A 25,316-nucleotide genomic window follows, 5' to 3' on the forward strand; every position below is an offset into this window, starting at 1 on the left:
CCGCGGGGGCGGGGCGGGGGATTCCGGCGGCGCGGCTGGTTCACATCACAGCCAGCTCGAAGCCCGTGCCGCCGTTATTGATCCGGGAGATGAGAAGCTCCGAGTTGCAGCCCAGAATTACGGCCCAGAATTACAGCCCAGAGTTGACGATCAGTTCGTCGGATGGCTGACCATCCTTGTCCTTCGGGTAGGCCTTGGCCAGGGCCGCTGCGAAGCGCTGGGCGCGCTGCGTGTTTCCATTCGCGCCGTAGTGCGCGTAATCATCCAGGGCGAACCACTCGGGCTTGGCCTCGCTAGCCCAGTCGTAAATGCACAGGTTGGGGTAGTCCTTCTGTGCATCCCGCAGAGCCTGGTTAAAGGTCTCCATGTTGGACTTGGCGTAGTAACCCTCGTTGGTATTGGTCGTAGCCGTCGGCCACAGAACCTTCTGGTCGCGCAGTAGATCCATCATGGTGCGGATGCGCTCTGGCGATTCCATCGTCGCTCCGGCGGCGATGTTCGCAGCGTCGTTCACACCGGTTGCAATCACCCAGCACGTATCTGGGCCACTGGCGCTCGGCAGCAGCTCCTTCACGGAATCCACGGCGGAGGGGTAGTTCTGTGAACCGTCCGGGGATTGCCAGCCTTCTGTGGTCGCGCGGGCACCGAAGACGCTGTCCACGACCTCGCTGGCTCCATACTTCACATACGTTTCAAACGCTGTGTTCTTGGGATCCTCTACCTGGTCGGTAGAGAACATGCCGATAGAGGTGGAGTCGCCCACGTGCACAACCTTTTTGCAGCTCGTCAGTGAGGATGCAGAAGCCTTGGCCTTGCCCTTGTCCTGCCCCTGAGCCTGCGGGTTGGCGTCGGGCTTTTTCGCCCCACCAGCTGCCCCAGCCGCTCCGGCGTTGGCGGGGCGTTCGGCTGGGTTCAGCTCCATGGCACGATGACCGCCCTGACCCGCGCCAGCGCCCTGCTGAGCGTTGCTGGGGGTGACACTAATGGGCGTCGCACCAATAGCAACCACGGCGGCCAAGATGACGGTGGCGCCGGAAGCGATGTAGGCGGGGAAGGGGTGGCGGATAATGCCTCGGGAAGCAGCCCCGGACGTGTCGCCGACCTCGCGGTCCGCCTTGCGGCTGCGCAGCCACGCCTTGATCGGTGGGATCACACCGTTTCGGCGGATCGGATCCTCCACCAAGGTCCAGCTGAGAGCAGCCAGGGCTACGCTCACACCGATGGTGATGGCGCTGCCCAGCAGCTTGTGCTGCTCCAGCCAAGTCTGCGGCATGAAGGCGATAACCGGCATGTGCCAGAGGTAGATGCCGTACGAGCGCTCGCCGAGCCAGCGTATGGGGCCGAAGCCCAACACGGCGCTCCAGATGCTTGCCGGGTGTAGCACGGCGAAGATCGCCAGAGCTGTTGCCACTGTCAGCAGAATCAACCCGCCGTGGTATAGGAACATCGACTCCTGCTCGACGAAGAACACCAGCGCAGCGATGCCTGCCAAGCCGATAAAGCCGAACAGGTTCGCAATCTTCACGGCCGGCTGCGTGGACTTTCCGGCTGCACGGCGCGAGGAAAGCCAGATCGCCAAGCAGGCTCCCAGCAGAAGGCCACCCGCGCGCGTATCCGTGCCCTCGTACGCCCGGGTGTTATCCATCCCGGGGGAGGCGACGATCCACATCCAGGCAAAAGAGACAATGGTCAGCAGGAAGGATCCAGCCAACGCACCAGTGCGCGAACGTGTGACGAACAGCAGACCAAGCAGAAGCAGAGGCCAGATCAGGTAGAACTGCTCTTCGACCGATAGCGACCACATGTGGCTCAGCGGGCTGGGCCCACCGAAGTTATCCCAGTAGGACTTCTCTTGGAAGATGGTGTGCCAGTTGTTGACGTAGAACAGACTGGACAGTGCCTCCCAGAAGCGGTCGGTGAGCTTGTCGCGGGTCAGCGCCGCCGCCAGAATCAGGGTGGCGATCAGCGCGATGATCACAGCGGGCATGAGGCGCCGGAAGCGGCGCAACCAGAAGGTGCCCAGACTCAGGTGACCCTTTGTGTCCCAGGAGCGCATGAGGTTGCCGGTGATGAGGTAACCCGACAGCGTGAAGAACACGCCGACTCCCAAGAGCCCGCCAACGAAACCGGGAATATGCAGGTGATAGAGGACTACTACGGCGACTGCGATCGTCCGCAGCCCGTCGAGGCCAGATACGTATTGCTGGTTCTTACTAATCGGGCGTGGCATGTATCGAAGGGGAACCTTTATCCAAATGGGGGGTTGCTCGTGCGCCACTCGGCGCATCGGTTCAGACTTTGGAGTCTATCCCCTCGGGTAGTCTTTAGGAAACAAACTCGCAGGAATGCTACGCAACTTCTAAGGAGCTTTTGCGGAGGTAGCCAGTGGCGCTGGAAACGATCATCTGGTTCCGCGATGACCTGCGGTTGATTGATAATGACGCCCTCACGTGGGCTGTCGAAGAGGCCTCACGTAGGGGTGCTACGCTTCTACCGGTTTTTATCCGCGAGGCAACTTCCGGGCTGGATCGCGCCGCGGAATGTAGCACCGCGGATCCCTATCATGGGAGTCATGCGCACTCTCTACACAGTCGAGGACATCCGTGCCGCCGAGTCTGCCCTGTTGGCCCGCCAGCAGCACGAGGACGAATTGATGCAGTCCGCCGCGCATGCAGTGGCAACGGTGGCGGAAAAACTCCTGGCGGACACGAGTGACCCCGTGATGTTGCTGGTCGGCCCCGGTGGCAACGGAGGCGACGCTCTCTACGCCGGCGCTGTTCTGGGGATGCAGGGGACAAGCGTGGTCGCTTATGCACTCGATGGAATCGACAACGTACACCAGCGCGCCGCCCGGGCGTTTACGTCTGCCGGTGGGCGCTTCGTTGATCTGCCCGCCGAGCCCCATGCCGCCGCCACAGAGCACTACGGCGTGATCATCGATGGGATGTTTGGCCTCGGCGGGCGCGGGGAGATCCCCGCAGACGTTGACGATTTCCTCCGCTTAGCGCAGCGCAGCAGGGTCCGACACGGCATGGCCCGAAACGGCACGACTCGACACAGCACGATCCGACACAGCACAGCTGAGCACGCTTCATCCGAACACGGCTCCGGGGCGCGCGTTCTGGCCATCGATATCCCCAGCGGCGTGGTCGCGGATACGGGTAAGGCACCTGGGCGCCACGTTCACGCCGACGCGACCATTACTTTCGGTGGGTTGCGCCGTGCCCACGGCCTGAACGCGTCCTGCGGAGTCGTGATCTGCGAGGACATTGGCTTGGACAATGGTTCGCGCTCGTTGCTTTCCGCCGAACTCGCAGCTAGGGAAGGCACCCGCCCCGAGCCTTCCGCGCGCCTCTGGCACACTCCGGTGGAACTCCTCGACTCGGAGCGGTCGGTGCTTCCCTTCGCCTCCCCGGAGCCGCTGCCGGGCACCTTGCCGGAGGAGCCAGGCGCGACCGACGACAAGTACTCCGGTGGAGTGGTAGGTATTTGCGCAGGTAGTAAGGACTATCTAGGGGCGGGAGTGCTGGCCACCCTGGCAGCGGTGAACACCACCAGCTCTATGGTGCGCTATATCGGCGAACACCCTGAGTACGTCCTCGCCACCACACCCGAGGTCATCGTGCACCCCACGGTTCGCGCAGCAGGTCAGGTGCAGGCACGCATGGTCGGCTCTGGTCGCGGTACGGATCGCGACGCTCGGCAGGAATTGCTCGCCGTTCTCGAGATGGTGCAGCCCCTTGTTTTGGACGCCGACGCGATCACCGTCCTAGCCAAGAACCCAGACGTTCTGGAGGCTTTGCGTGCGCGCAACGCCCCCGTACTGCTCACCCCGCATGACGGGGAGTTTGACAGGCTTGCCAAGGCTGCGGGGCTGCCAGAGGAATCGCCGGATCGCATCACCTCCACCGAGCGTCTGGCCCGCGAGCTGAACTGCACTGTGCTGCTTAAGGGGCGCTTCACCATCATCGCTAACCCGCAGCGCACGGTGGTTGTCGATACTGCCTCTTCGTGGGCTGCAACCCCGGGATCCGGCGATGTGCTGGCGGGGATCCTGGGTGCTCTGGTGGCGCGGGATGCGGGCAAACGCGCCCGCGATGGTGGTTACGCCGAGGCCGGGCAGTCCGAATTTGAAACTAGCGAGGCAGACTACGTGGTCGATACGGCTGCGGTCGGAGTGGCGCTGCACGCTGCGGCGTCATATATAGCTTCCCTTACCCCGTACGGCCCCGCACCGACCTCGGCGCTGAAGATTGCGCAACACATCCCGCATGCGACGGCGTGGTTGGGGTCGGTTGCTGGGCGCTAGAAGCTACAGCGTTAAAAGTCGCAGCGCTAGGCTCTCGGACGCGAGCAAGAACAACAAGAAAAACAAGAACAGTAAGAGAAAGCCCCAACGAGGAAGGGAAGAGGAAAGGAAATGGAGCAATGGATCGCAAGATTGCACTGATTACCGGCGGCACTCGAGGCATTGGCCTGGCGATTGCGCGAGAGCTGCAGGACGACTACCACCTGATCATCGGCGGTAGCTCGGAGTCCGCCCATGACGTGGCTGCGCAGTTCCCGAGCGCGCAAGGCTTCGTGGCGGACCTGGCCGATACGGATGGCATTGCGGCGGCGGTGGTTGAGTTGGGGCTGGAAAGTCTGGATGTCCTGGTGCATTCCGCGGGAGTGGTGGCGCACGATCCGGTCACGGAAACCACGCCTAAGCAGTGGAAACACGCCTTCGACATCAATCTGTTCGCGGTCGCGGAGCTCACCCGGCAGCTGCTGGGCGCCCTGCAAGCCGCCCATGGCACCGTGGTGACGATCAACTCCGGCGCGGGCTACCGTTCTAGCGTGGGTTTCGGCCCCTATGCCACGACGAAGTTTGCGCTGCGGGCATACACGGATGCCCTGCGGGAGGAACAGCGCGGCAAGATCCGCGTAAGCTCCATCCACCCGGGCAAGGTCGATTCGGATATGCAGCGCGAGATCCAGGCGCACCGTGGTGTGGCCGAGGCCGACTATGACGAAACGCAGTTCCTGCGCCCGGAGTCCGTGGCGAAGGCCGTGCGCCTGGCCATCGACGCGACCGACGACGCGATGGTGGAGGCGCTGACGATCCGCCCCGCCAACGGGCGCTAGGGCAGCAGGCGGAAAGTCTTGCCGCTCTTCAACAGGGCGAGCATGATCTTCGAGAAAGTCTTCCGGCTGATGGACTCCGGTCCGCGGAAGTACATAAAGCGCTGCGAGGTTACGTTCTGCGTAGCCGTGTACTTCTGCAAGCCCTCCGCGCCGTGGCGGTGGGAGACACCGGATTCCTTCATGCCACCCATTGGGTTATCGATGGCCGCCCAGCTAGAGGTGTAGCCATCGTTCAGGGCAACGGAACCGGATTCGATCTTCGGCCCGATCTGCCATGCAGTGTCATCCGCTGCGAAGACAGAGGCGTTTAGGCCATAGTCCGTGTCGTTGGCCAGCTCGATCGCGTCGTAAAGGTCATCGACCGGCTCGATGTAGACCACAGGGCCAAAGACCTCTTCCGTGCGCAGCAGCGCGTCCTGCGGGACGTCTGTAAGCACGGTTGGCTCGTAGAAGTACGGGCCCAGGTCCGGGCGTTTCTTACCGCCGCAGATGATGTTGGCGCCCTTCTCGCGGGCGTCCTCCACGTACTTCTCCACGGTTGCCAGCTGGTCGGCAGAAGCCAGGGAACCCATCTGGATCTCCCAATCGAACCCGGATCCCAGGCTCATGGCCTGCACACGGGAACTAAAGGTGCCGACAAAATCCTCGTAGGAAGCGCGCTCGACGTAGATACGTTCGATGGAAACACACAGCTGGCCGGAGTTGGAGAAGCAGGCATCCACCGCGCCACGGGCGGCGTAACTAATGTCCGCATCGTTTGCGATAATCAGCGGGTTCTTGCCGCCCAGCTCGGCAGAGTAGCCCACCAGGCGACGGCCAACCTGCTCGCCCAGAACCTTGCCGGTTGCCGTCGAGCCGGTGAACATCAAAAAGTCGCACTGATCCGCGATGGCACTACCAACCACGCGGCCTGAACCCGTAACTAATTGCACCAGGTCGCGGGGCAATCCGGCGTCAAAAAGAAGCTTAAAGATCAAAAGCGACGTGAAAGGGGTAGCAGAGTCGGGCTTAGCGACCACGGCGTTGCCCGCGATCAGTGCGGGGATGGCATCGCCGATACCCAGGGAAAGCGGGTAGTTCCACGGGCTGATCTGGCCGACAACACCCAACGGATGGCGGTACTCGATGGATTTCGCCATGATCGACATCGCCGAAGCGCGCTTGCGGGGCTTCATGAACTTCTCGACGTTGTTGGAGTAGTAGCGCGCGTTGTTGGCGACGTCCATGACCTCGTCGAAGGAGCTGGCGCGGTTCTTGCCGGTCTCTAGCTGCACCATGTCGCACAGCAGGTCGGAGTTTTTGAGGACTAGGTCGTGGAAGCGGCGGAAGATGCGCTTGCGCTCGGCGAAGGGGACGTGGACCCAGGACTGCTGGGCGCGGCGGGCAAAGCGGAAAGCCTCGGTCACGTCCTCGGCGGAACCGCTGGCGACCCAGCCGATGGTCTCGCCCAGGAACGGGGCTTCGATATCCAGGCGCTTGCCGTCGTAGTCGTCGTTGAGGTTGTGCAGGCGGGCGTTTGTGGTGAGGTCGCGCAGCTCCGTTTCCAGATCGGCAGGCAGAGCGGCGACAGAAAGGCGCTTGTAGTTGGTTCGTTTCATGTTTGGGAGACTACCTAAAAGACCGCAAACAAGTGTTCGTTCTAGAACATTTCTAAGCAAACGGATATGCGGGAGGGGTGCGTCGGGAACATTTGAGAAGCCTTAGACGTTGGTAGGATGTACGCGACAGCAGCGGAAGTTCACTTTTCGGCCATACGCGGGTCGACCGGTAGCTTCCGGCTTTCAAAAATGACCAGCAAAACAATGGAGTGCAAAGAATGAAAAGCTCGAACCCGTTCATGGGGTCGCTGGCCAAGAATCAGGGCCAGCACCCATTCGCACAGCAAGGCAACCAGGGTGGCTACGCCCAGCAGGGCGGTTATGGTCAGCCGGGGATGAACCCCTACGCGACCTCCGCTCACGGCGGCGTGCAGACCGCCGCAATGGGCTACGGCATGCAGGATGCTGCCAACTACGGCCAGGCAGGTGCCGCCGACCGTCCGATGACTGTTGACGATGTTGTCACCAAGACCGGCATCACCCTGGCCGTGATTGTCGCCCTGGCAGTCGTGAACTTCATCATCGGCCTGAATGACGACAAGCTGGCGATGGGGTTGACCTTCGTCGGCATGATCGGTGGCCTGATCGCTGTTCTGGTTTCGGCTTTCGGTAAGAAGTACGACTCTGCCCCTGTCACTCTGACCTACGCGGCCTTCGAGGGCCTCTTTGTTGGTGGCTTTACGTTCCTGATTTCTGGCGCTGCGGTTGGTGATACGGACGCCGGCATGCTCATCGCCCAGGCAGTTCTCGGCACAATTGGCGTGTTCATCGGCATGCTGTTTGTTTACAAGACCGGTGCTATCCGTGTAACTCCGAAGTTCACCCGCTTCCTGGTGGGCGCCATGATCGGTGTTCTGGTTCTGGCTCTGGGCAACCTGGTGTTCGCGCTGGTTACCGGCTCCGCTGGCATCCTGCGCGACGGTGGTCCGATCGCCATCATCTTCTCCCTGGTCTGCATTGGTATCGCTGCAATGAGCTTCCTGCTGGACTTTGATCAGGCTGACCGTCTGGTCCGCGCAGGCGCGCCGTCCAAGATGGCCTGGGGTGTTGCGATGGGCCTGGCCGTTACCCTGGTCTGGCTGTACACCGAGATCCTGCGCCTGCTGTCCTACTTCAGGGACTAGCACTTTGAGAGGATAAGGCTTTTAGAGGCTAAGGCTTCATGGGGCTAGCGCTGAAGCGCTGTCAGTTGAGGGGCTTCCGGTTAACTGGAAGCCCCTTTTTTCTGCCGGTTTGCAGGGGATTTCGCTGCTAGGGCGGGGAAATGTCGCTAGAACGGGAATGCGTGACGGTTGGCAGGGGGAAATGTCGCTAGAACGGGAATGCGCGACGGTCGGCAGGGGGAAATGTCGCTAGAACGGGAATGAGTGAGCGCGGCCAGACAGCCTGATAAAACTGCAACACCCTGACCTGCACGTTCTTGTAGTGGATAATGGTTTGCAATAACGTATTCCCGTTCTAACGACATTCACTCCGCTGTAGCTCTGTTTTGGCGAGGTTCACCCTGGCGCGGTCTGGAACTGGCGACATTTTGAGGAAATCTTGAGGAACGAAACCCTTGAGGATTGGGTTAAGGGAAGGGAGTAGGGGGAAGAACGGATCAAGAAACGGAAGCGGGGTGGGAAATGTCGGAAAAGTTGCAAAACCAGAATCTCCGCCAACGACGTGTGAGCAACAAAACGTTCTGACCTGTAGGTTTAGGTAAGTGAGAATGCTCCCCAATAACAAATTGCAACTTTTCCGACATCTAACCCCTCCGAGAGGGGCAATGGGGCCTGCCGGGAGGTCTCAAAGGCAGAGAAAATGAGGCCTGAAAGGCAGAGAAAAGCAAGAAGGGCGCCCGAAGGCGCCCTTCTTGCTTACCACCGGTCGCAACCAGCCAAGGCCGGCAGCAATTGACGGCCAGCCAGTGCAACAGGAGCCCGCACAACTGGAGCCAGCACAACAGGAGCCAGCCGCAGCCGACTAGAGCCGCAGCTAAAGCCGCCAGCCACCCAGTGCCGGCCAAGTAGTAACTGTAGTAACTACTGCTCCGCGCGCGGAACGTCCAGGTCAGGGTCGTAAGGCTCAGCGGCGACGATCGTCACAGAGACGGTGTCGCCAGCCGGGGTCTGGTACTCGCGGGTCTCGCCAACCTTGGCGCCCACAATGGCCGCACCCAGCGGCGCATCGGTGGAGTAAGTCTCCAGGTCCGGGTTGGAAGACTCCAGGCCACGGGTACCGATCAGGAATGTCTCCTTATCATCCTCGTCGCCGTCGTAGTACACGTGGATCACGGAACCGACCAGTGCCACGCCGGACTCCTGCGGAGCCTCACCGATGGTGGCGCTATCCAGCAGCTCCTCCAGGTAGGTGATGCGTGCTTCCTCCTGGCCCTGTTGCTCGCGGGCTGCGTGGTAGCCACCGTTCTCCTTCAGGTCACCCTCTTCACGGCGCTCGTTGATCTCGGCAGCCAGCACCGGGCGGTTTTCCTTCAGAGCGGTCAGCTCTGCATTCAGTCGGTCGTAGGATTCCTGGGTAAGCCAGCGGGTCTGGTTGTCAGCCATTGGGTTCTCCCGTCTTTGTTGAGGGTTCACGCGGTGATCCACGTGGGCGTCAAAAGATTAATCAGTAGGCGTGCAAAGTCTAGCACCTAGACATGCGGCGCCGAGGTGCCAGGGCGCTAACTATGGCGCTTTAGCTGCCGTCCGCGTTGAGGTGCGGCGGCAGAGTGCTGGAGCAGCCATAGGCAGTGGCGGCATAGCCGCGCTCGCGGGTGGGGATGTCGACGTTGAAGCGCGTGACTTCTTCGCCCCCGGCGGGAATCACAAATTCGCGGCGGCCGACCTCGTTCTTGTCGTAGTCCAGCGCGGTGACGATGCAGTACGCGGCTTTCGCGGGGTCTTTGCGGGTGACGTCGATGCTCATGGTCATGCGGTTATCCGACACGATCTTGCCGCCAGATTCCTGCGCCGTCACGTCGGCATCGGATGTGCGCATGAACTGCGTCACCGCGTAGCTCAGCGTCCCGGCCAGGATGAGCGCCAGAATCACCACGACGATCTTTCCGGAGAACTTCTGGTTGCGCGTTGTGCCGTAGCGCTCTTCTTGGGTGCTGTTTCTTGCCGCCTTCATGATGCCTCTAGTCTAGCCCACCCTATTCTTTATGACGCCTTCGTCCCCGGCCCGTTTTGCGCTGGTGGCTCTATTGGGAAGGGCGAGGTTGGCTAGTAGATTGTATTGACGTGAGTGATAAGACATCTTCCGTAGACACCCCGCGTTATCGCTTGTTGGCGATCCACGCGCACCCGGACGACGAGTCCAGTAAGGGTGCGGCCACCATGGCTCGCTATGTTGACGAGGGTCACCGGGTCAAGGTGCTGACCTGCACGGGCGGGGAGCGCGGGGACATTCTGAACCCGGAGATGCAGCAGCTGGCTGAACAGGGGATCGGCGAGATGATTGAGGTTCGCCGCGAGGAGATGGCGCAGGCGGCCTCCATTCTGGGCGTGGAACACGAGTGGCTGGGCTATGTCGACTCGGGCTTGCCAGAGGGGGACCCGAAGCCACCGTTGCCGGAGGGCTGCTTTGCGCTGGAGGATACGGAAGAAGTCACGCAGAACGTCGTGCGGGTAGTGCGGGAGTTCCGCCCGCACGTGATCATCACCTACGACGAGCACGGTGGCTACCCGCACCCGGATCACATTAAGGTGCATGCTGTATCTATGCGTGCCTGGGAGGCTGCCGGCGACCCCGATTACCACCCCGAGCTGGGGGAACCGTGGGAAGTGAAGAAACTGTACTACACCCACGGCTTCATCCGTCAACGCTTCGAGGACTTGGCCACCGCCATGTATGAGCGGGGAGTGCGCCTACCAGAGCACGTCCTGCAGCACCTGGAGATGTGGAAGCAGCTGCCGGACATCTTCTCCCGCGTAACTACCAGGGTCAATGTCGGCGAGTGGTTCCCCCGCCGCGACGATGCGCTGCGCGCACACCGCACCCAGATCGACCCCAATGGAGCGTTCTTCCTGGCGGATACGGATCTGCAGCAGATGATCTGGCCGACCGAGGAGTTCGAGCTCGCGCAGTCGCGGGTGCACAGCGAGCTGCCGGAAACGGATTTGTTCGCAGGTCTTGATGCCGAGTCGTGCACAGGCCGCAGCGATGTCTAAGTTTCCCGCTGACGGCGAACAAACTACAGTTAATGGGCAAAGAATAGAAGGAGTTTCCCGCGATGAACACCGCCACCTGGATCCTGGCGCAGGCCGAGCGCACCGGCCCGAAGGGTGCCGAGTTCGGCAAGGCCGCACCCATCGGCCTGTTCGTGATCGTCATTCTGCTGCTGGTTGTGTTGCTTATTGGCTTCGCCATGAACAAGCGCATTCGTCGGCTAGAGCGCCGACGGGCCTTCGCAGATGCCCGGGGAATTGACCTCTTCGATACGGAAAAGCTCGAGGCGGCGATGAAGGCCGAGGGATTCGACGACACTGCGGGCAAGCGATCCATGTTCGCTCGCACCGAGGTTCCCCAGACCGACGAGCGTTTCCTTCCCGCCTCCGGCACGCTGACTGGCCCCGCCGCTATTGACGCTGAGCGGGCGCGGGCTGAGGGCGTCGATAAGAAGGGCGCCAAGAAGAACACCACGCCGGACGCAAACAGCGAAGAACCGCCGAAGCAGTAGGATCAAAACTGTGAACCGCATCCCCCAACTGCTCTACCCGGCATATGAGGCGAGCCTGGCGCGCTCGCTGCGTGATAAACCGCGGCCGAAGCACATTGCCATCATGGCCGACGGTAACCGGCGCTGGGCACGCGAAAACGGGTTCACGGATGTGTCGCACGGCCACCGCGTAGGTGCGAAGAAGATCGCGGAAATGTGCGGTTGGTGCGATGAGCTAGGGATTGAGACCGTCACGGTCTACCTGCTCAGCACCGAAAACTTGAAGCGCTCCAAAGAGGAGCTGTCGTTGCTGTGCAGCATTATTGGCGATGTTGCTGAGGAATTGGCAGATTCGGACGCCGGGTTCCAGCTACGCACCGTTGGCCACTTAGAACTATTGCCGGAGCAGCTACGCGTTCGCCTGGAAGAAAACCAGGCCAAGACGGATGACCACACGGGCGTGCGGGTGAACGTCGCCGTGGGCTACGGAGGGCGCCAGGAGATCGTGGATGCGGTGCAGACCCTCGTGGCAGAGCTAGCAGAACAGGGCACCGCGCCCGAGGACATGGCGGAGGCGATCACCGCAGAGGCGCTGGGAGATCACATGTACACTTCCGGCCAGCCGGATCCGGATTTGGTGATTCGCACGTCGGGGGAGCAGCGACTGTCCGGGTTCCTGTTGTGGCAGTCCGCGTATTCGGAGATTTGGTTTACGGATACCTATTGGCCGGCGTTCCGCCGCGTGGACTTCCTGCGCGCCCTGCGTGATTATTCGCAGCGGCACCGGCGCTTCGGCCTGTAAGGGCTAAGGGCTTAGGGCGTAAGGGCGTGTGGGCGTAGGTGCGCGCGCTAGATCTTGCGCATCCGCACTTTTTGCACCAGGTGATCCGGCCCCTTGCGTAGCACGAGGGAGGCGCGTACCCGGGTGGGGAGGATATTTTCCATCAAGTTCGGCAAGTTCACGGTCTGCCAGATTTCCCGTGCCACCAGCGTGGCTTCTTCATCGCTGAAATTAGCGAAGTGGTGGAAGTGAGCCTTCGGATCTTTGAACGCGGTGTTCTTGAGCCGTAGGAAGCGGTCGATGTACCAGTCCTCGATGTCCTCGCGGCGAGCATCTACGTAGACGGAAAAGTCGAAGAGGTCCGAGACCATGAGGGTCGGGCCAGTCTGCAGGACATTGAGGCCCTCGACGATGAGGATATCTGGCCGGTCGACGGTGATGGATTCCCCGGGGATGCGGTCGTAGGCCTCGTGGGAATACACGGGAGCCTGAACCTTTTGGGTGCCGGATTTCACCTTTGTGACGAAGCTGAGCAGTGCGGCTTGGTCGTAGGATTCCGGGAAACCCTTGCGGTGCATGAGCTTGCGGCGCTCGAGCTCTGCGGTGGGCAGCAGGAAGCCGTCCGTGGTGACGAGATCCACGCGCGGGTTGGTCTCCCAGCGCTGCAGTAGAACCTGGAGCACACGGGCGGTGGTGGATTTGCCGACGGCGACGGAGCCGCACACGCCGATGATGTAGGGGATTTGTGGCATTGCTTCGCCTAGGAAGGTCTCCGTCGCTGCGTTCAGGCGCCTGTGCGCCTCGACGCGTAGGAAGATCAGGCGAGACAGTGGAAGATAGACCTCGGAGACTTCTTCCAGGTCAATCTCGTCGCCGATGCCGCGCAGCTGTTCCAGTTCGTCTTCGGTGAGGACCTGGGGCATCGATTTTCTAAGTGTGCGCCACTGAGTACGGTCCAGCTCAATGTAAGGGCTGGGGGAAGTCATAGCATCCATTGTGCCCCGAAAATGGGGCGAGGTGAAATTGAATGGGGGAAATATCGAGCGTTGCCATTACCAGTGGATTAGCTTGTCTGGAGGACTCGCTATGATGGTGAGGCAGATAAGCAACTAACTTTCATCCCCAACGGAAGGCCTTGGTCGACGTGACTTCTCCGCAGAATTCGTCTACTCAGAACTCGCTACAGCACAACACTCCTCTGGCGGAACTTGATCCGCAGGTCGCCGAGGCCATTGCGGGCGAACTGCGCCGCCAGCGTACGACTCTGGAAATGATCGCTTCGGAGAACTTTGTTCCCCGTGCAGTGCTGCAGGCTCAGGGTTCGGTGCTGACCAACAAGTACGCCGAAGGTTACCCGGGTCGCCGTTACTACGGCGGCTGCGAGCACGTGGATGTGATTGAGGATCTGGCGCGCGACCGCGCTAAGCAGGTCTTCGGTGCGGAGTTTGCCAACGTGCAGCCGCACGCGGGTGCACAGGCCAACGCTGCGGTGCTGATGGCTCTGGCTAACCCGGGCGACAAGATCATGGGCCTGTCCCTGGCACACGGTGGCCACCTGACTCACGGTATGCACCTGAACTTCTCCGGCAAGCTCTACGAGGTTGCTGCCTACGAGGTGGATCCGGAGACCTTCCGCCTGGATATGGATAAGATCCGCGAGCAGGCCATTGCCGAAAAGCCGCAGGTGCTTATTGCCGGCTGGTCCGCGTACCCGCGTCACCAGGACTTTGCCGCCTTCAAGTCCATTGCCGACGAGGTTGGGGCGAAGCTCTGGGTGGACATGGCTCACTTCGCTGGCCTGGTTGCCGCTGACCTGCACCCGTCGCCAGTTCCGCACGCCGATGTTGTCTCTACCACCGTTCACAAGACGCTGGGTGGCCCGCGCTCCGGCATGATCCTGGCCAAGCAGGAGTACGCCAAGAAGCTGAACTCCTCCGTATTCCCGGGGCAGCAGGGCGGACCGCTGATGCACGCCGTGGCCGCGAAGGCAGTGGCCATGAAGGTGGCCCAGACTGACGAGTTCCGCGACCGTCAGCAGCGCACCCTGGAAGGCGCCAAGATCCTCGCTGAGCGTCTGAATGCACAGGATACGAAGGACGCTGGCGTACAGGTCCTCACCGGCGGCACCGACGTCCACCTGGTACTGGTCGACCTGCGTAACTCCCAGCTGGACGGCCAGCAGGGTGAGGATCTGCTGCACGAGGTTGGCATCACCGTCAACCGCAATGCTGTGCCGTTCGACCCGCGCCCGCCGATGGTTACCTCCGGCCTGCGCATCGGTACCTCCGCGCTGGCTTCCCGTGGCCTGGATTCCGCGGCCTTCACCGAGGTTGCGGACATCATCGGTACGGCTCTGGCCGGTAACGCCGACGTTTCCGCCCTGCGCGCCCGCGTGGACAAGATCGCTGCGGACTTCCCGCTGTACGACGGCCTGGAAGACTGGAAGCTGGTTTAATTCCCGTTGGGTTAAATCCCGTTGGGTTAGTCCCCGCTGGGCTAGTCCTTGCCGGGGTGAACCCTATTGGGGAAGTAGGAGAGATTTGAGAAATGGTCAGCACCCGCTCGCGCGAAGCAATCATCGTCGTTGATGTTCAAAACGATTTCGTCGACGGTTCTTTGGGCACCGCCCGCGGTGTTGAGGTCGCGCGGGGGATTAATGCCTGGTTGCGCGAGGTAGTGGGCGCCGACGCGGAAGAGGGCGCAGAGATCAACTCCCGCCCTCTGATCGCCGGCACGATGGATTGGCACATCAACCCCCAGGGGCATTTCGCACCCGAAGGGGAGGAGCCGGACTACGAGAATACCTGGCCGGTGCACTGCGTGGCCGATACCCACGGTGCGCAGGTCTGTGGCGAACTCAACCCCGAGCTCGTGGACGTCTGGTTCCACAAGGGTGAATACACCGCTGCCTACTCCGGCTTTGAAGGCCACCTGGCGCGGGAAGAGCAAACGCTGAAGCAGTGGCTGGACTCCTTGGAGGTCGAGCATGTCACCATCGTCGGCATCGCCACCGACTTCTGCGTGCGCGCCACCGCCGAAGATGCCCTGAAGGCTGGCTTCGGCGTGACTGTGGTGGAAGAGCTCTGCTCTGCCGTCAGCGAGGACGGCGCTGCTAAGGCTTTGGACGCCCTCAGGGCAGCTGGCGCCGAAGTTATCGCCCAACCACGCTAGTCATCCCCCCGCCTTGGCGGGGCATGAGGGGGAGCGGGGGCGCGAGGGGGCGTCCATAAGAGAAAGCAACCGCCAGAAAAGACGGCGCTTTGCGGCCACGCCACGTAGCGTGAAGCACATGAGCGAAAACAACAATCTTGTGCTGGTCGAAGACAAGGCCGGCGTACGTTACATCACCATCAACCGGCCAGAGGCATACAACTCCCTGGACAAGGCGCTGCGCCTGGCGTTGATCGACGCGTTCCGGAAAGCACAGAAAGACTCGCAGGAACTCGGCTCCGCAGTGCGCGCCGTCGTGCTGCGTGCCGCTGGCAAGGCATTCTGTTCCGGGCAGGATCTCAAGGAACAACTGCAGGACACGAAGAACCGCACCGGCATGGAAAAGGTAGTGGAGGAGTACAACCCGATGGTTGAGCTGCTCACCGGAATTAGCGTGCCGACGATCGCCGCGCTGCAGGGGCCGGCAGCGGGCGCTGGCTGGGGTTTGGCGATGGCGTGCGACTTCCGCGTGATGTCCACGGCTGCGTCCTTCAAGGGCGCATTTACCGGCGTGGGGCTGGCGGCAGATTCCGGGCTGTCGAAGACCCTAGTGGATTGCGTGGGGCGTGCGAAGGCGCTGCAGTTGCTGCTGATGGATCGCAAGGTGCCCGCCGAGGAGGCCCTAGAGCTGGGGCTGGTGGAGAACCTGGTGGAGCCCGCGGAGCTAGAGGCGGTGACAGAGAAGTTAGCGACGTCCTTTGCCGGTGGCCCGACTGCGGCATACAAGGAAATGAAGGCGCTGGTGAAGAACGCTGTAGCCATCAACGAGGCCGCAGCGGCGGAGGCAGAGGCACAGCTGCGTCTGTTTAACACCGCCGACCATAGCGAAGCGGTGGCCGCTTTCGTAGGAAAGCGACCACCGCAGTTTAAGGGGGAGTAGGGGCTTAAGGGACTAAGCCTTACTTCTCGCCCTTAGCCAGGCGACGAGAGATGATCTCGATCATGATCTCGTTCGGGCCGCCGTAGATCGGCTGCACGCGGGAATCCAGGTAGTGCGTGGAGATCGGGTACTCCAGCATGAAGCCGTAGCCGCCGTGCAGCTGCAGAGCCTCGTTAACAACCTCGATCTGCAGCTCGGTGGTCTGGTACTTAGCCATCGCGCCGGTGACCTCGTCCAGGGTGCCGTTAACCTTCTCCATGATGCAGGCATCAACGAAGGACTGGGAGGTCTGGATGTTGGTAGCCATCTTGGCCAGCTCCCAGCGGTAAGCCTGGTGGTCGATCAGGCGCTGACCGAAGGTCTTGCGATCCTGAGAGTGCTTGTAAACCAGGTCGAATGCGCGACGGGAGGTAGCGATGGAGCCCACGGCGATGGACAGACGCTCCTGAGCCAGGTTGGTGCGCAGGTAGCCGAAGGCAGCGCCCTCTTCGCCCAGCAGGTTCTCCTTCGGAACGCGGGTGTCCTCGAAGGACAGCTCGGCGGTGTCCTGTGACTTCAGGCCGACCTTCTTCAGCGGGCCGGTCTTGGTGTAGCCCTCCATGCCGTCCTCGACGATCAGCATGGAAACGCCAGCGCGACCCTTCTCCGGGTTGGTCACGACGACCAGCAGGGTGAAGTCAGCCTGAACACCGTTGGAGATGAAGGTCTTCGCACCGTTGACGATGTAGTCGCCGTTCTCGTCCTTCTTGGCGAAGGTGCGGATGCCAGCCAGGTCAGCACCTGCGCCCGGCTCGGTCATTGCCAGTGCGGCGATCTTCTCACCAGCACACAGCGGCTTCAGGAAACGCTCCTTCTGCTCGTCGTTGCCGAAGCGCTGCAGGTAGGGGATGACCAGGTCGTTGATGGTCTGGATGCCCACGATCACGGAACCGGAGTCAGCCTTTGCCAGCTCCTCGGTCAGCACAGCGTTGAAGCGGTAGTCGTTCTCCATTCCGCCGCCGCCGAACTGCTCCGGAGCCATCATGCCTAGCAGGCCCTGCTGGCCGGCCTTCTGGTACATCTCACGGTCGCAGTAGCCCTGCTCGTGCCAGCGGTCAACGTTCGGGGCGATCTCGGCCTTCACGAAGTCCGCGCAGGCCTCGCGGAACATGTTGTGCTCTTCTTCGAAAATGTTGCGTGGCAGGAAGTTCTTCATGGGTTCCTTTCAAACCAAGACGGTGGTGATTCGTGCGCTGGCCAGCACGAAGGCCTTGTAACCCCGCGTGTAAACCTAGCCAGTTCTCGAAGTACCAATGTCGGCTATTGAGATTTCTTGTGTCGCAGTTCGATTTTACGCCAGCAGTGTGACGTGCATCTCTGCATTGCTTATGAGAATAGCATCTTTTAGGTGTAGAAGTGCAAGAAATCCCCCAGATCGCGGGCGAATATACACCGATTCTTTAGCGCTGTCGTCTTGCTTTGTGGCGCTAACTACCCCCACCTGGATTGGGGTGCCTCAAAGTTCTGCAAAAACCCTGGTCATTTATTTAAACAACAAAGATGTTGCAAAAGTATTGACAACTCAGGTGAGGCTTGGCTAACCTCACAGATGTGTCGCAGGCTAGTCACCTGAGGCGCACTGCAGTTGTGGAATATGTTGCAATGCTCGCGAAGGAGTTCAAAGCTGCCGGCGCAGACACTTACGCGTTAAGGGTTTTCTCTCTTCTCCCCGAAGTGCGTAGGTGCCGGTAGGGGCTTCTTCACCCCGAGTGTTGTGGTTGTTTCGTCCGGCCAACGTATGGCGCCAGACTCGTCACCTGGTCGCTGTATCGGGCGAAGGGTTTTTGATGGCTCGTCACCATTGGAAACTACATAAAGTTGAAAGGCGGGGAAGGGTCCGATGTATCGGGCTCATCCCCGCCTTTCTCTTTATGACGCTGGCGTCTCCGTCCGCTCGGTCGCCAGCTTATTCCGAGCCTCTCGCAGCCACTCGGGCTGCTTTTCCAGTAGCTCCTTGATTTCCGCCGTGGTGAGCGGCTTATCCATATCGTTAGCCTTCAAAGACGTGATGCTAATGCCCAACTTCCGCGCCACCTCCGGGCGTGGGTGTGGCCCTTCGCGCCGCAGAGTCTGCAGCCACTCGGGCGGGTTCTTCTGCAGCTCCACGAACTGCTCGTGGCTCAGGGGTGTGTCTTGAAACTCCTGCGGAGTAGCGGGAAGGTAGATCCCCAGCTTCTTGGCTGCCGTGGCGGGCTTCATGGGTGGCCCGGACTTGGTACTCGGATTAGCGTCAGTCATGACCATCATTCTAATGAAGCGCCTTATTATTGGTTCCATGCCCGAAGCTTCCGCCTCGCAGAATCAGCAGCGAACCCAAAAACCAACCCAGCACCAGCAGCCCCGTCAGCGCCAGCGCGTGAACCAGCAGCGGCATCTGAAGGTTGTGTTTAGCACGGGAGTGCAACCGGATAAATGGTTCCGGCGCTTCGACGAGAGGACACCGGGGTGGAAGGTTGCCAGCGCAGGTACCGATGATCCGCTGGCTTATGTCCGCGCGGGGCAGGCGGATGTGGCTCTAGTGCGGTTGCCAGCCGAGGGGTATGAGCGCCCGGCGGACATGCATGAGGTCGCCCTCTATGAAGAGCAGACCGGGGTCGCCGCCCCGAAGGACCACCCGGCCAAGGTGATGGAGGCCATTGACTACAGTGAGCTCGTCGATGAGAAGCTGATGTATGTCACTCCGGCTAACGGCTGGGACGATATCGCCGCATTGCGCGAAGCCCTTCAGGTTGTCGCTGCCAATGTTGGTATCGCTATCGCGCCGCGCCCACTGCTGCGCGGAATTAACCAAGGCGGGGTAGTGCACCGGGATCTTCTTGGTATTGACGCCACCACGTGCCCGCGCACTCGCGTAGCCCTAATGTGGCGAGTCGAATCTGACAATGACGTCATTCAGGACTTCGTTGGGATATGTAAAGGACGCACAGCGGGCAGTTCGCGACAGGCGGCTAGTCGGGGGCGCGGTGGCGTCAATAAAAAGGCAGGTAGAGTGCAGAAAACGGCGAAGAAAAAGGCTGTGCGGACAGCTAAGCGTAGATAAAGAAACGATTGCAATTGAGTTAAAGATCATGCACGGCACGTGCATTTCCTCAAGGCCGTGATTAGGAATGGGTGGGTAGTGCTTTCGCACAATGCGAAGAGCAAAGAGAAAGGTTTAAATTAATGAACTCCAACAAGCGTTTCCGTCGTTCCGCAGTAGCACTGGCCGCTGGTGCATCCCTGGTATTCGGCGTTTCTGCATGCTCCGACGATGCTAAGGACAAGGCTGGCGACGCTGCCAACTCCGCTTCCGAAAAGGCTGGCGATGCAGCAGCTTCTGCTTCCGAGAAGGCCGGCGAGGCTAAGGACTCCATGACTGGCGAAAAGGGCTCCGAGTCTGAGGGTGCTGACGCTAAGGGCTCCGAGGGTGCCGACGCTGAGGGCGCAGGTTCCGAGGGTGGCGCTGAAGGTGAGGGCGAGAAGGTCAAGACCGCCAATGGTGAAGAGGTTGAACTGCCAAAGGACGTAAAGACCGCCTGGGATAACGAGGGCGGCGAGTCCGGCGCTTTCGGCAAGCTGACCGAGTACACCGAGGGCAAGAACGGCTCCCTGGCTACCTTCGAGAAGGGCTGGATCGCCAACTCTAAGGGCCACGGTGCAGTTCCGGTTATCGGCAAGATTGGCGAGACCTGGGTCAACGGTGGTGGCCTGGATAACGAGATCGGCCTGCCGACCGGCCCGGAGAAGGGCGACGCAGCCAACGGCTGGACCCAGTCCTTCGAGAACGGCACCATCAAGTGGGCTAAGGATGAGTCCGGCAAGTTCACCGACACGATCGAGAAGCGCTAAGAAAAAGCGCGGCGAACGCCGGAAGTTCTAACCTTCAAGTAGAACTTGATAACCCCAGGTGAGGGGCAGTAAATGCCTCCGATCCTGGGGCTTTTTCATGTTTACCCAGAGTTCATCTAACAACAATGTAATTTCCATGCAGCGCCCCTAGCGTCGAGGGTGTCCGAAGCAAGTCACACCTACCCACATCATCCGCATTCCCCGGATGTAAAGCGTAGCTTTTGCGGCGTGGAACGTCCGGGTTAACTAACTCTTAATCCCTACAAGGAGCACCACCTCCATGACTTCCGCTGCGCCCACCGATCAGGCACATCAGAACTTCCAGGCTGAAGAGGCAATGAACGCTCATTCCGACGCAGAGCTTGGCCTACGCACTTACGTCCTCGACACCTCGGTGTTGCTGTCCGATCCCTGGGCATTGATCAAGTTTGCGGAACACCGCATCATCCTCCCCGTCGTCGTTATCAGTGAGCTGGAGGGCAAGCGCCACCACCCGGAACTCGGATGGTTCGCCCGTCAGGCTCTGCGCATGCTCGAGGACTTCCGCCAGGAGCACGGCCGGCTGGACATGCCCAGCATCGTCAACGACATGGGTGGCACCGTCCAGGTAGAACTGAACCACGTTGACCAATCCGTACTGCCCACGGGGCTGCGGGGCGAACAAAACGATCACCGCATCCTGGCGTGTGCGCTGAACCTGCGCGCGGAAGGGCACAACGTCACCCTGGTGACTAAGGATGTGCCGCTGCGCGTGAAGGCTGGTGCGGTTGGTCTGGACGCCGACGAGTACCACGCGCAGGACGTGGTGCTGACCGGTTACAACGGTATGGCGCGGGCGGAGGTGCCCTCCGGCATTATCGACGAGCTCTACGACGTGGGAGAGGCCGATATCTCGGGCGCCTTGACCGTCGACGGGGAAGAAGTCGACGAACTGCCGATCCACTGCGGCTTGCAGCTCACTGCAGGCAGCCAATCCGTGCTGGCACGCTCCATGGGAGACGGCATGGTGCGCCAGGTTCCCACTGACCTGGAGGCCTTTGGAATCCGCGGCCGCAGCGCCCAGCAGCGAATTGCCCTGGATCTGCTTCTAGATAACGAGGTGGGCATTGTGAGCCTCGGCGGTTCGGCCGGCACGGGTAAGTCCGCCCTGGCGCTGTGCGCGGGTCTGGAAGCTGTGCTGGAGCGCGGAGAACACAAGCGCATTGTCGTTTTCCGCCCCCTCTATGCAGTTGGTGGCCAGGACCTGGGCTACCTGCCGGGCAGCGAGTCCGAGAAGATGAACCCCTGGGCGCAGGCGGTGTACGACACCCTGGAGGGCGTGGTAAGCGACAACGTCCTGGAGGAGATCGACGCGCGCGGACTGCTGGAGGTGCTTCCGCTGACGCACATTCGCGGCCGCAGTCTGAACGACAGCTTTGTGATCGTGGACGAGGCACAGTCGCTGGAGCGCAACGTACTGCTGACCGTGCTGTCCCGCTTGGGGCGCAATTCCCGGGTGGTGCTGACCCACGATGTTGCCCAGCGCGACAACCTGCGCGTTGGCCGTCACGACGGCATCCAGGCGGTGATTGAGAAGCTCAAGAACAACCCTCTGTTCGCGCATATCACTCTGACCCGTTCCGAGCGTTCGGCGATCGCGGAGCTGGTTACGAACCTGCTGGAAAAGGGCTAGAAAGGGCTGGAAAGGGCTAGTTCGCTGAGAGCTACCACCGGTCAGGTGGCGCAAACCGTAGCTTGTGAGGCACAATTTCTTCCATGACTTCCGCGAATACCGCAGGCAACTCTGCGCAGGATAGCGCCGGTAAGGGCACGGACAAAGGTGCCAAGCAAGCAATCTCCATCCGACTGATGGAGGAAAAGGACTACCCACAGGTGCAGGCCATTCTGCAGACCGGAATGGATACTGGTGAGGCGACTTTTGAAGAAAACGCGCCGGAAGCGTGGGAAGACTTCATGCGCCACCGCCTGCCCGAACTCTCCTTCGTTGCCATCGACACTGACCCCGCAGCGGCTCAGGCAGCGGGGCTGGGTGACGACAGGGAGAAGATCCTGGGGTGGATCACCGCCACTTCCGCCAGTCACCGCGACGTCTTCGACGGAGTGTTGGAAGACTCGATCTACGTCCACAAGGACGCTGCCGGAAAGGGCGTAGCGGGGAACCTTCTAGATCGCTTGCTCAAGGATGCCGCCGACCAGGGCCACTGGGCGATGCACTCCAGCATCTTCCCGGAGAACGAAGGCTCCGTGCGATTGCACCTGTCCCGTGGCTTCGAGCAGGTGGGAATCTTCCACTGCATGTCCCACATGAACTACGGCCCGAAGAAGGGCAAGTGGCGCCACAACATGGTTATGGAGAAGATCCTGGAAGGCGGCCCCGCCTGGGAGTACTACCAGCAGAACCTGGAGCACTCCAAGGACGATGCCGCTGGCGAGTAAGTAGCCCCGGATAAGTAGCCACCGAATAGGTAGCTCGGGGCTACTCGACGGTCTCCTTAAGGTTGTCCTGGCGGACCAAGGTCAGGATCAGCGCGGCCAACACAGCCACCGGCGCCATCGCGCCAAGCACCGGAACCAATGCATCGTTGTACGAGGTCGTAATGGCCTCGTGCAGCGGGACAGGAAGCGTGTCTACGATCTCCGGGGTCAGGCGGGCGCTGCCTCCACCCTGGAGCTTCTCCGCAAGCGGCGCCCCCTGTGGACCCAATTCCTGCAACGCGCCGGGCACTCGCTGGCCCATGAGATCCGCCACGCGGTGGGTGAACAGCGAACCGATAATCGCAGAGCCCGCCGTGCCACCAATCTGGCGGAAGAAGTTATTCGAAGCCGTCGCAGTTCCCACCATCGAAATCGGGAAAGAGTTCTGCACAATAAGCACCAGGATCTGCATCGAAAGCCCCAGGCCAACACCCATAAGAGCCAAGACGAGGCCGAGGTGCAGTAGGGAATCGTGGGCGTCAAAAAGCCCCATTAGAGCAACCGCAGCGGCGGCGACGAGCAGACCCGCGACGGGGAACCACTTGTAACGGCCGGTGCGGGAGACGTACTGGCCAGACGCGGTGGCCGTGACGATCATGCCCGCCATCATCGGGATCATCATCAGACCAGCCTTGGTGGGGGTCATGCCGTGAACCATCTGGATGTACGTTGGCATATACGCCAGCACGCCGAACATCACCACGCCCGTGATCGTGCCCGCTACCGTCGTGACCACGAAGTTGCGGACGGTGAACAGCTGCATCGGGATCAGCGGTTCCTTGGCCTTGCGCTCGACCAGAACAAACAGGGTGGCCAGCGTGACAGCGGCGATGCCCAGGCCGATGATGACAGGGCTGGACCAGGCGTAATCGCGGCCGCCCCATGTAAGTAGAAGGATCAGTGAGCTCGTAGCGCCGGCCATCAACACGGTGCCGGGAACATCCAGGTTCGCGCCCTTGCCGCGCTTCGGCAGTTGGAGGTTGAAGCCGACCATCAGCAGCGTAATGACAGCCAGCGGCACATTGAACCACAAGGCCCAACGCCAACCCGGGCCGTCGGTGAAGAAGCCACCCAGCAGCGGACCTAGCACGGAACTTAAGCCGAATACACCGCCCATGATGCCCATGTAGCGTCCGCGGTCGCGGGCGGGGACGACGTCGGCGATGATAGCCTGCGCGCCGATCATTAGGCCACCGGCGCCGAAGCCCTGCACGCCACGGGCGACGATCATCATGTTCATGCTCTGGGCGAGGGCACCGATCACCGAACCCGCAAGGAACAGAGTGACCGCGACCAGGTACAGAGGCTTGCGACCCATCTGGTCGCCCAGCTTGCCGTACACAGGCATGGCGATAGTCATAGTCAACAGGAAGCTGGTGATGACCCAGCTCATCTTGTTCGCGCCGCCGAGTTCACCGACGAGGGTAGGCAGGGCGGTGGAGAAAATCATCTGCCCCAGCGAAGACATCAGCATGCCGAGCATTAGGCAGCCGAAGACTAGTGGGACGTTGTTGTGGTTTTCCTGGCGTTGTTTTTCCGCCGCTTCGAGACGTGCCTTGGCCGCTGCTGCTTGGGTGCGAGTGTCGCTCACTGACAGTCCTCCTGATTCTGATTCTGCGATGTTTTATCTGCGATGTGTTCGTTGGTTGGCTCTATGGCCGTGAAGATCTGCTGCAGCCCTGCAAGAGCAATGTCGAAATCCTTCGTGCTGGTCAGGGTTCTGCCGCTGCGTGTTGCCGATGTTGCCGCGGCCCACTGCACCGTCGTTGCCGCGGTGACGATGAGGTGTGCTTCCTCCATCACTTCGAGCTGGGTGCAGCGGTTGCCGGGGTGGTTCTCTAGGTTCCGGCACACTGCTTCCGCGAGGTCACTGCGCAGCTTTTCGTAGCTAGCGAGCTTTGCCAGTGCCAGGCTGGGGAATCTCTTTATTATTTGGGATCGACGCCACCGTATCGACTCCGCCAACTCCGGATCAAGGTTGGCATTGTCCGACTTTCGAGCTTCCTCGAGACGCTTCTTGGTCAACATGTCGTAGAGGTGCTGTGGCAGGCTGCCTTGGGTGGGGGAGAAGTTCTCGAGCTTGTCGAAATCGTCCTCGGTGAGCAGGGGAGGTTGCTTACCGACCGCAACGTGTTCCTTCGAGGAGAAGTAGTTGAAGAAGGTGCGACGGCTGATGTCAGCTGATTCGCAGATTTCCTCCAGTGTGACTCCATCAAAGGAACGATCGAGGAAGAGGCGGGTGGCCTCGTCCTCGATTCGCAGCCTGGTTTCCAGGCGTTTGCGCTCGCGCAGCCCCATGGTTGCGGGCTCCGTGGGATCCGCGGGCTCCGTGGGATCAGAGGGTTCCGTGGGATCCGTGGAATCCAAGGGCTCCGTGGAATCCGAGGGCTCCGTGGGATCAGAACAGATTGATTGCATCACTTGGCCAAACTTACACCCAGTGCAAAGTTTTAACCAGTGCAATGTTTGTGTAGTTTTTCATACGGGATTTCTGGGTGTGTTGTGGCTAACTATTGGGCCGGCGGGGGTGTTGTTGCGAGTGCGCTAAGGCTCGCGTGGCGGCGAGACGCCGGAAAATGGCACTCCGGCAGGCCAAATGTCGGAAATGCTGCAAAGCCTTGTTGGGGCACGTTTCCAATAATGTAAAAGCGCAGGTCACAGGGTTTCTACCAAAGGTGTCGAATTAGGTGAGGGGGAGTTTTGCAACTTTTCCGACATTTATGAAATGTGTGGTGC

Annotated in this window: 23 protein-coding genes; 14 read left to right on the forward strand and 9 right to left on the reverse strand. The window is 60.8% G+C overall.

Annotated features, from left to right (window positions below):
• Positions 1–130: 130 nt before the first annotated feature.
• Positions 131–2,230 carry an acyltransferase family protein gene (locus tag CRD15_RS06620; protein ID WP_187402201.1) on the reverse strand — a complete coding sequence of 700 codons (2,100 nt, stop codon included), beginning with the start codon at positions 2,228–2,230 and terminating at the stop codon, positions 131–133.
• A gap of 155 nt (positions 2,231–2,385) precedes the next feature.
• Here CRD15_RS06620 and CRD15_RS10220 point away from each other — a divergent pair, with 155 nt between their 5' ends.
• The 3 genes from CRD15_RS10220 (at position 2,386) to CRD15_RS06635 (ending at position 5,127) form a co-directional block, all read left to right on the forward strand.
• Entirely contained in the window at positions 2,386–2,715 is a 330-nt protein-coding gene (locus CRD15_RS10220) for a deoxyribodipyrimidine photo-lyase (RefSeq protein WP_083303452.1), read from the forward strand.
• Entirely contained in the window at positions 2,624–4,309 is a 1,686-nt protein-coding gene (locus tag CRD15_RS06630) for a bifunctional ADP-dependent NAD(P)H-hydrate dehydratase/NAD(P)H-hydrate epimerase (protein ID WP_370546934.1), read from the forward strand. The genes CRD15_RS10220 and CRD15_RS06630 overlap by 92 nt, the downstream gene beginning before the upstream one ends.
• Positions 4,310–4,428: 119 nt before the next feature.
• The gene (locus CRD15_RS06635; protein ID WP_034975503.1) at positions 4,429–5,127 is read left to right on the forward strand and encodes an SDR family oxidoreductase; all 699 of its coding nucleotides are present in this window, start codon (positions 4,429–4,431) and stop codon (positions 5,125–5,127) included.
• Here CRD15_RS06635 and CRD15_RS06640 read toward each other — a convergent pair.
• Entirely contained in the window at positions 5,124–6,725 is a 1,602-nt protein-coding gene (locus CRD15_RS06640) for a succinic semialdehyde dehydrogenase (RefSeq protein ID WP_034994231.1), read from the reverse strand. The genes CRD15_RS06635 and CRD15_RS06640 overlap by 4 nt on opposite strands.
• Positions 6,726–6,943: 218 nt before the next feature.
• Here CRD15_RS06640 and CRD15_RS06645 point away from each other — a divergent pair, with 218 nt between their 5' ends.
• Positions 6,944–7,849: a Bax inhibitor-1/YccA family protein gene (locus tag CRD15_RS06645; protein ID WP_043014692.1), complete on the forward strand. Its 906-nt coding sequence runs from the start codon at positions 6,944–6,946 to the stop codon at positions 7,847–7,849.
• Between the two features lie 900 nt (positions 7,850–8,749).
• On the opposite strand, the gene greA is transcribed toward CRD15_RS06645, so the two are convergent.
• A complete protein-coding gene (gene greA / locus CRD15_RS06650) occupies positions 8,750–9,271 on the reverse strand; it encodes a transcription elongation factor GreA (RefSeq protein WP_034967277.1) in 522 nt (173 codons plus the stop codon).
• A gap of 130 nt (positions 9,272–9,401) precedes the next feature.
• On the reverse strand, positions 9,402–9,839 hold the full coding sequence (locus tag CRD15_RS06655; RefSeq protein WP_034979373.1) for a DUF4307 domain-containing protein: 438 nt from the start codon (positions 9,837–9,839) through the stop codon (positions 9,402–9,404).
• A 110-nt stretch (positions 9,840–9,949) separates the two neighbouring features.
• On the opposite strand from CRD15_RS06655, the gene mca reads away from it, so the two are divergent.
• From mca to CRD15_RS06670, 3 genes are all read left to right on the forward strand, one after another.
• Positions 9,950–10,879: a mycothiol conjugate amidase Mca gene (gene mca, locus CRD15_RS06660; protein WP_187402202.1), complete on the forward strand. Its 930-nt coding sequence runs from the start codon at positions 9,950–9,952 to the stop codon at positions 10,877–10,879.
• Between the two features lie 62 nt (positions 10,880–10,941).
• Entirely contained in the window at positions 10,942–11,388 is a 447-nt protein-coding gene (locus tag CRD15_RS06665) for a hypothetical protein (protein ID WP_051873967.1), read from the forward strand.
• Between the two features lie 10 nt (positions 11,389–11,398).
• Positions 11,399–12,169, forward strand: a complete 771-nt coding sequence (locus tag CRD15_RS06670; protein ID WP_034979370.1) for an isoprenyl transferase — start codon at positions 11,399–11,401, stop codon at positions 12,167–12,169.
• 47 nt (positions 12,170–12,216) lie between these two features.
• Here the strand turns inward: CRD15_RS06670 and coaA are convergent, their stop codons facing one another.
• Positions 12,217–13,143 (reverse strand): type I pantothenate kinase, encoded by a 927-nt coding sequence (coaA, locus tag CRD15_RS06675; RefSeq protein ID WP_034975518.1) that lies wholly within the window; start codon positions 13,141–13,143, stop codon positions 12,217–12,219.
• A 149-nt stretch (positions 13,144–13,292) separates the two neighbouring features.
• Between coaA and glyA the strand changes: the two genes are divergently transcribed.
• The 3 genes from glyA to CRD15_RS06690 all read left to right on the forward strand — a co-directional run bounded on the left by glyA (position 13,293) and on the right by CRD15_RS06690 (position 16,238).
• Complete coding sequence (gene glyA, locus CRD15_RS06680; RefSeq protein ID WP_034967575.1) at positions 13,293–14,603, forward strand: serine hydroxymethyltransferase; 1,311 nt, start codon at positions 13,293–13,295, stop codon at positions 14,601–14,603.
• Between the two features lie 92 nt (positions 14,604–14,695).
• Complete coding sequence (locus CRD15_RS06685) at positions 14,696–15,319, forward strand: isochorismatase family protein (protein ID WP_187402203.1); 624 nt, start codon at positions 14,696–14,698, stop codon at positions 15,317–15,319.
• A gap of 118 nt (positions 15,320–15,437) precedes the next feature.
• Positions 15,438–16,238, forward strand: coding sequence for an enoyl-CoA hydratase/isomerase family protein (locus tag CRD15_RS06690; protein WP_187402204.1), 801 nt, complete (start codon positions 15,438–15,440; stop codon positions 16,236–16,238).
• Positions 16,239–16,257: 19 nt separating this feature from the next.
• Here CRD15_RS06690 and CRD15_RS06695 read toward each other — a convergent pair whose 3' ends face one another.
• A complete protein-coding gene (locus tag CRD15_RS06695) occupies positions 16,258–17,433 on the reverse strand; it encodes an acyl-CoA dehydrogenase family protein (protein ID WP_034967254.1) in 1,176 nt (391 codons plus the stop codon).
• A 713-nt stretch (positions 17,434–18,146) separates the two neighbouring features.
• Positions 18,147–18,515 (reverse strand): DUF5997 family protein, encoded by a 369-nt coding sequence (locus CRD15_RS06700; protein ID WP_034967250.1) that lies wholly within the window; start codon positions 18,513–18,515, stop codon positions 18,147–18,149.
• Here CRD15_RS06700 and CRD15_RS06705 point away from each other — a divergent pair.
• From CRD15_RS06705 to CRD15_RS06720, 4 genes are all read left to right on the forward strand, one after another.
• Complete coding sequence (locus CRD15_RS06705; protein ID WP_255463780.1) at positions 18,514–19,317, forward strand: substrate-binding domain-containing protein; 804 nt, start codon at positions 18,514–18,516, stop codon at positions 19,315–19,317. The genes CRD15_RS06700 and CRD15_RS06705 overlap by 2 nt on opposite strands.
• Before the next feature lie 122 nt (positions 19,318–19,439).
• Positions 19,440–20,105: a hypothetical protein gene (locus CRD15_RS06710; protein ID WP_034975524.1), complete on the forward strand. Its 666-nt coding sequence runs from the start codon at positions 19,440–19,442 to the stop codon at positions 20,103–20,105.
• Positions 20,106–20,385: 280 nt separating this feature from the next.
• Positions 20,386–21,777, forward strand: coding sequence for a PhoH family protein (locus CRD15_RS06715; RefSeq protein WP_034994221.1), 1,392 nt, complete (start codon positions 20,386–20,388; stop codon positions 21,775–21,777).
• Between the two features lie 83 nt (positions 21,778–21,860).
• On the forward strand, positions 21,861–22,541 hold the full coding sequence (locus tag CRD15_RS06720) for a GNAT family N-acetyltransferase (protein WP_187402205.1): 681 nt from the start codon (positions 21,861–21,863) through the stop codon (positions 22,539–22,541).
• Between the two features lie 40 nt (positions 22,542–22,581).
• On the opposite strand, the gene CRD15_RS06725 is transcribed toward CRD15_RS06720, so the two are convergent.
• Positions 22,582–24,171, reverse strand: coding sequence for an MDR family MFS transporter (locus CRD15_RS06725; RefSeq protein ID WP_034994219.1), 1,590 nt, complete (start codon positions 24,169–24,171; stop codon positions 22,582–22,584).
• On the reverse strand, positions 24,168–24,998 hold the full coding sequence (locus CRD15_RS06730; protein WP_255463795.1) for a TetR/AcrR family transcriptional regulator: 831 nt from the start codon (positions 24,996–24,998) through the stop codon (positions 24,168–24,170). The genes CRD15_RS06725 and CRD15_RS06730 overlap by 4 nt, the downstream gene beginning before the upstream one ends.
• Between the last annotated feature and the right edge of the window lie 318 nt (positions 24,999–25,316).

The sequence above is a fragment of the Corynebacterium sp. LK28 genome, from assembly GCF_014335105.1.
GTDB lineage: Bacteria > Actinomycetota > Actinomycetes > Mycobacteriales > Mycobacteriaceae > Corynebacterium > Corynebacterium macclintockiae.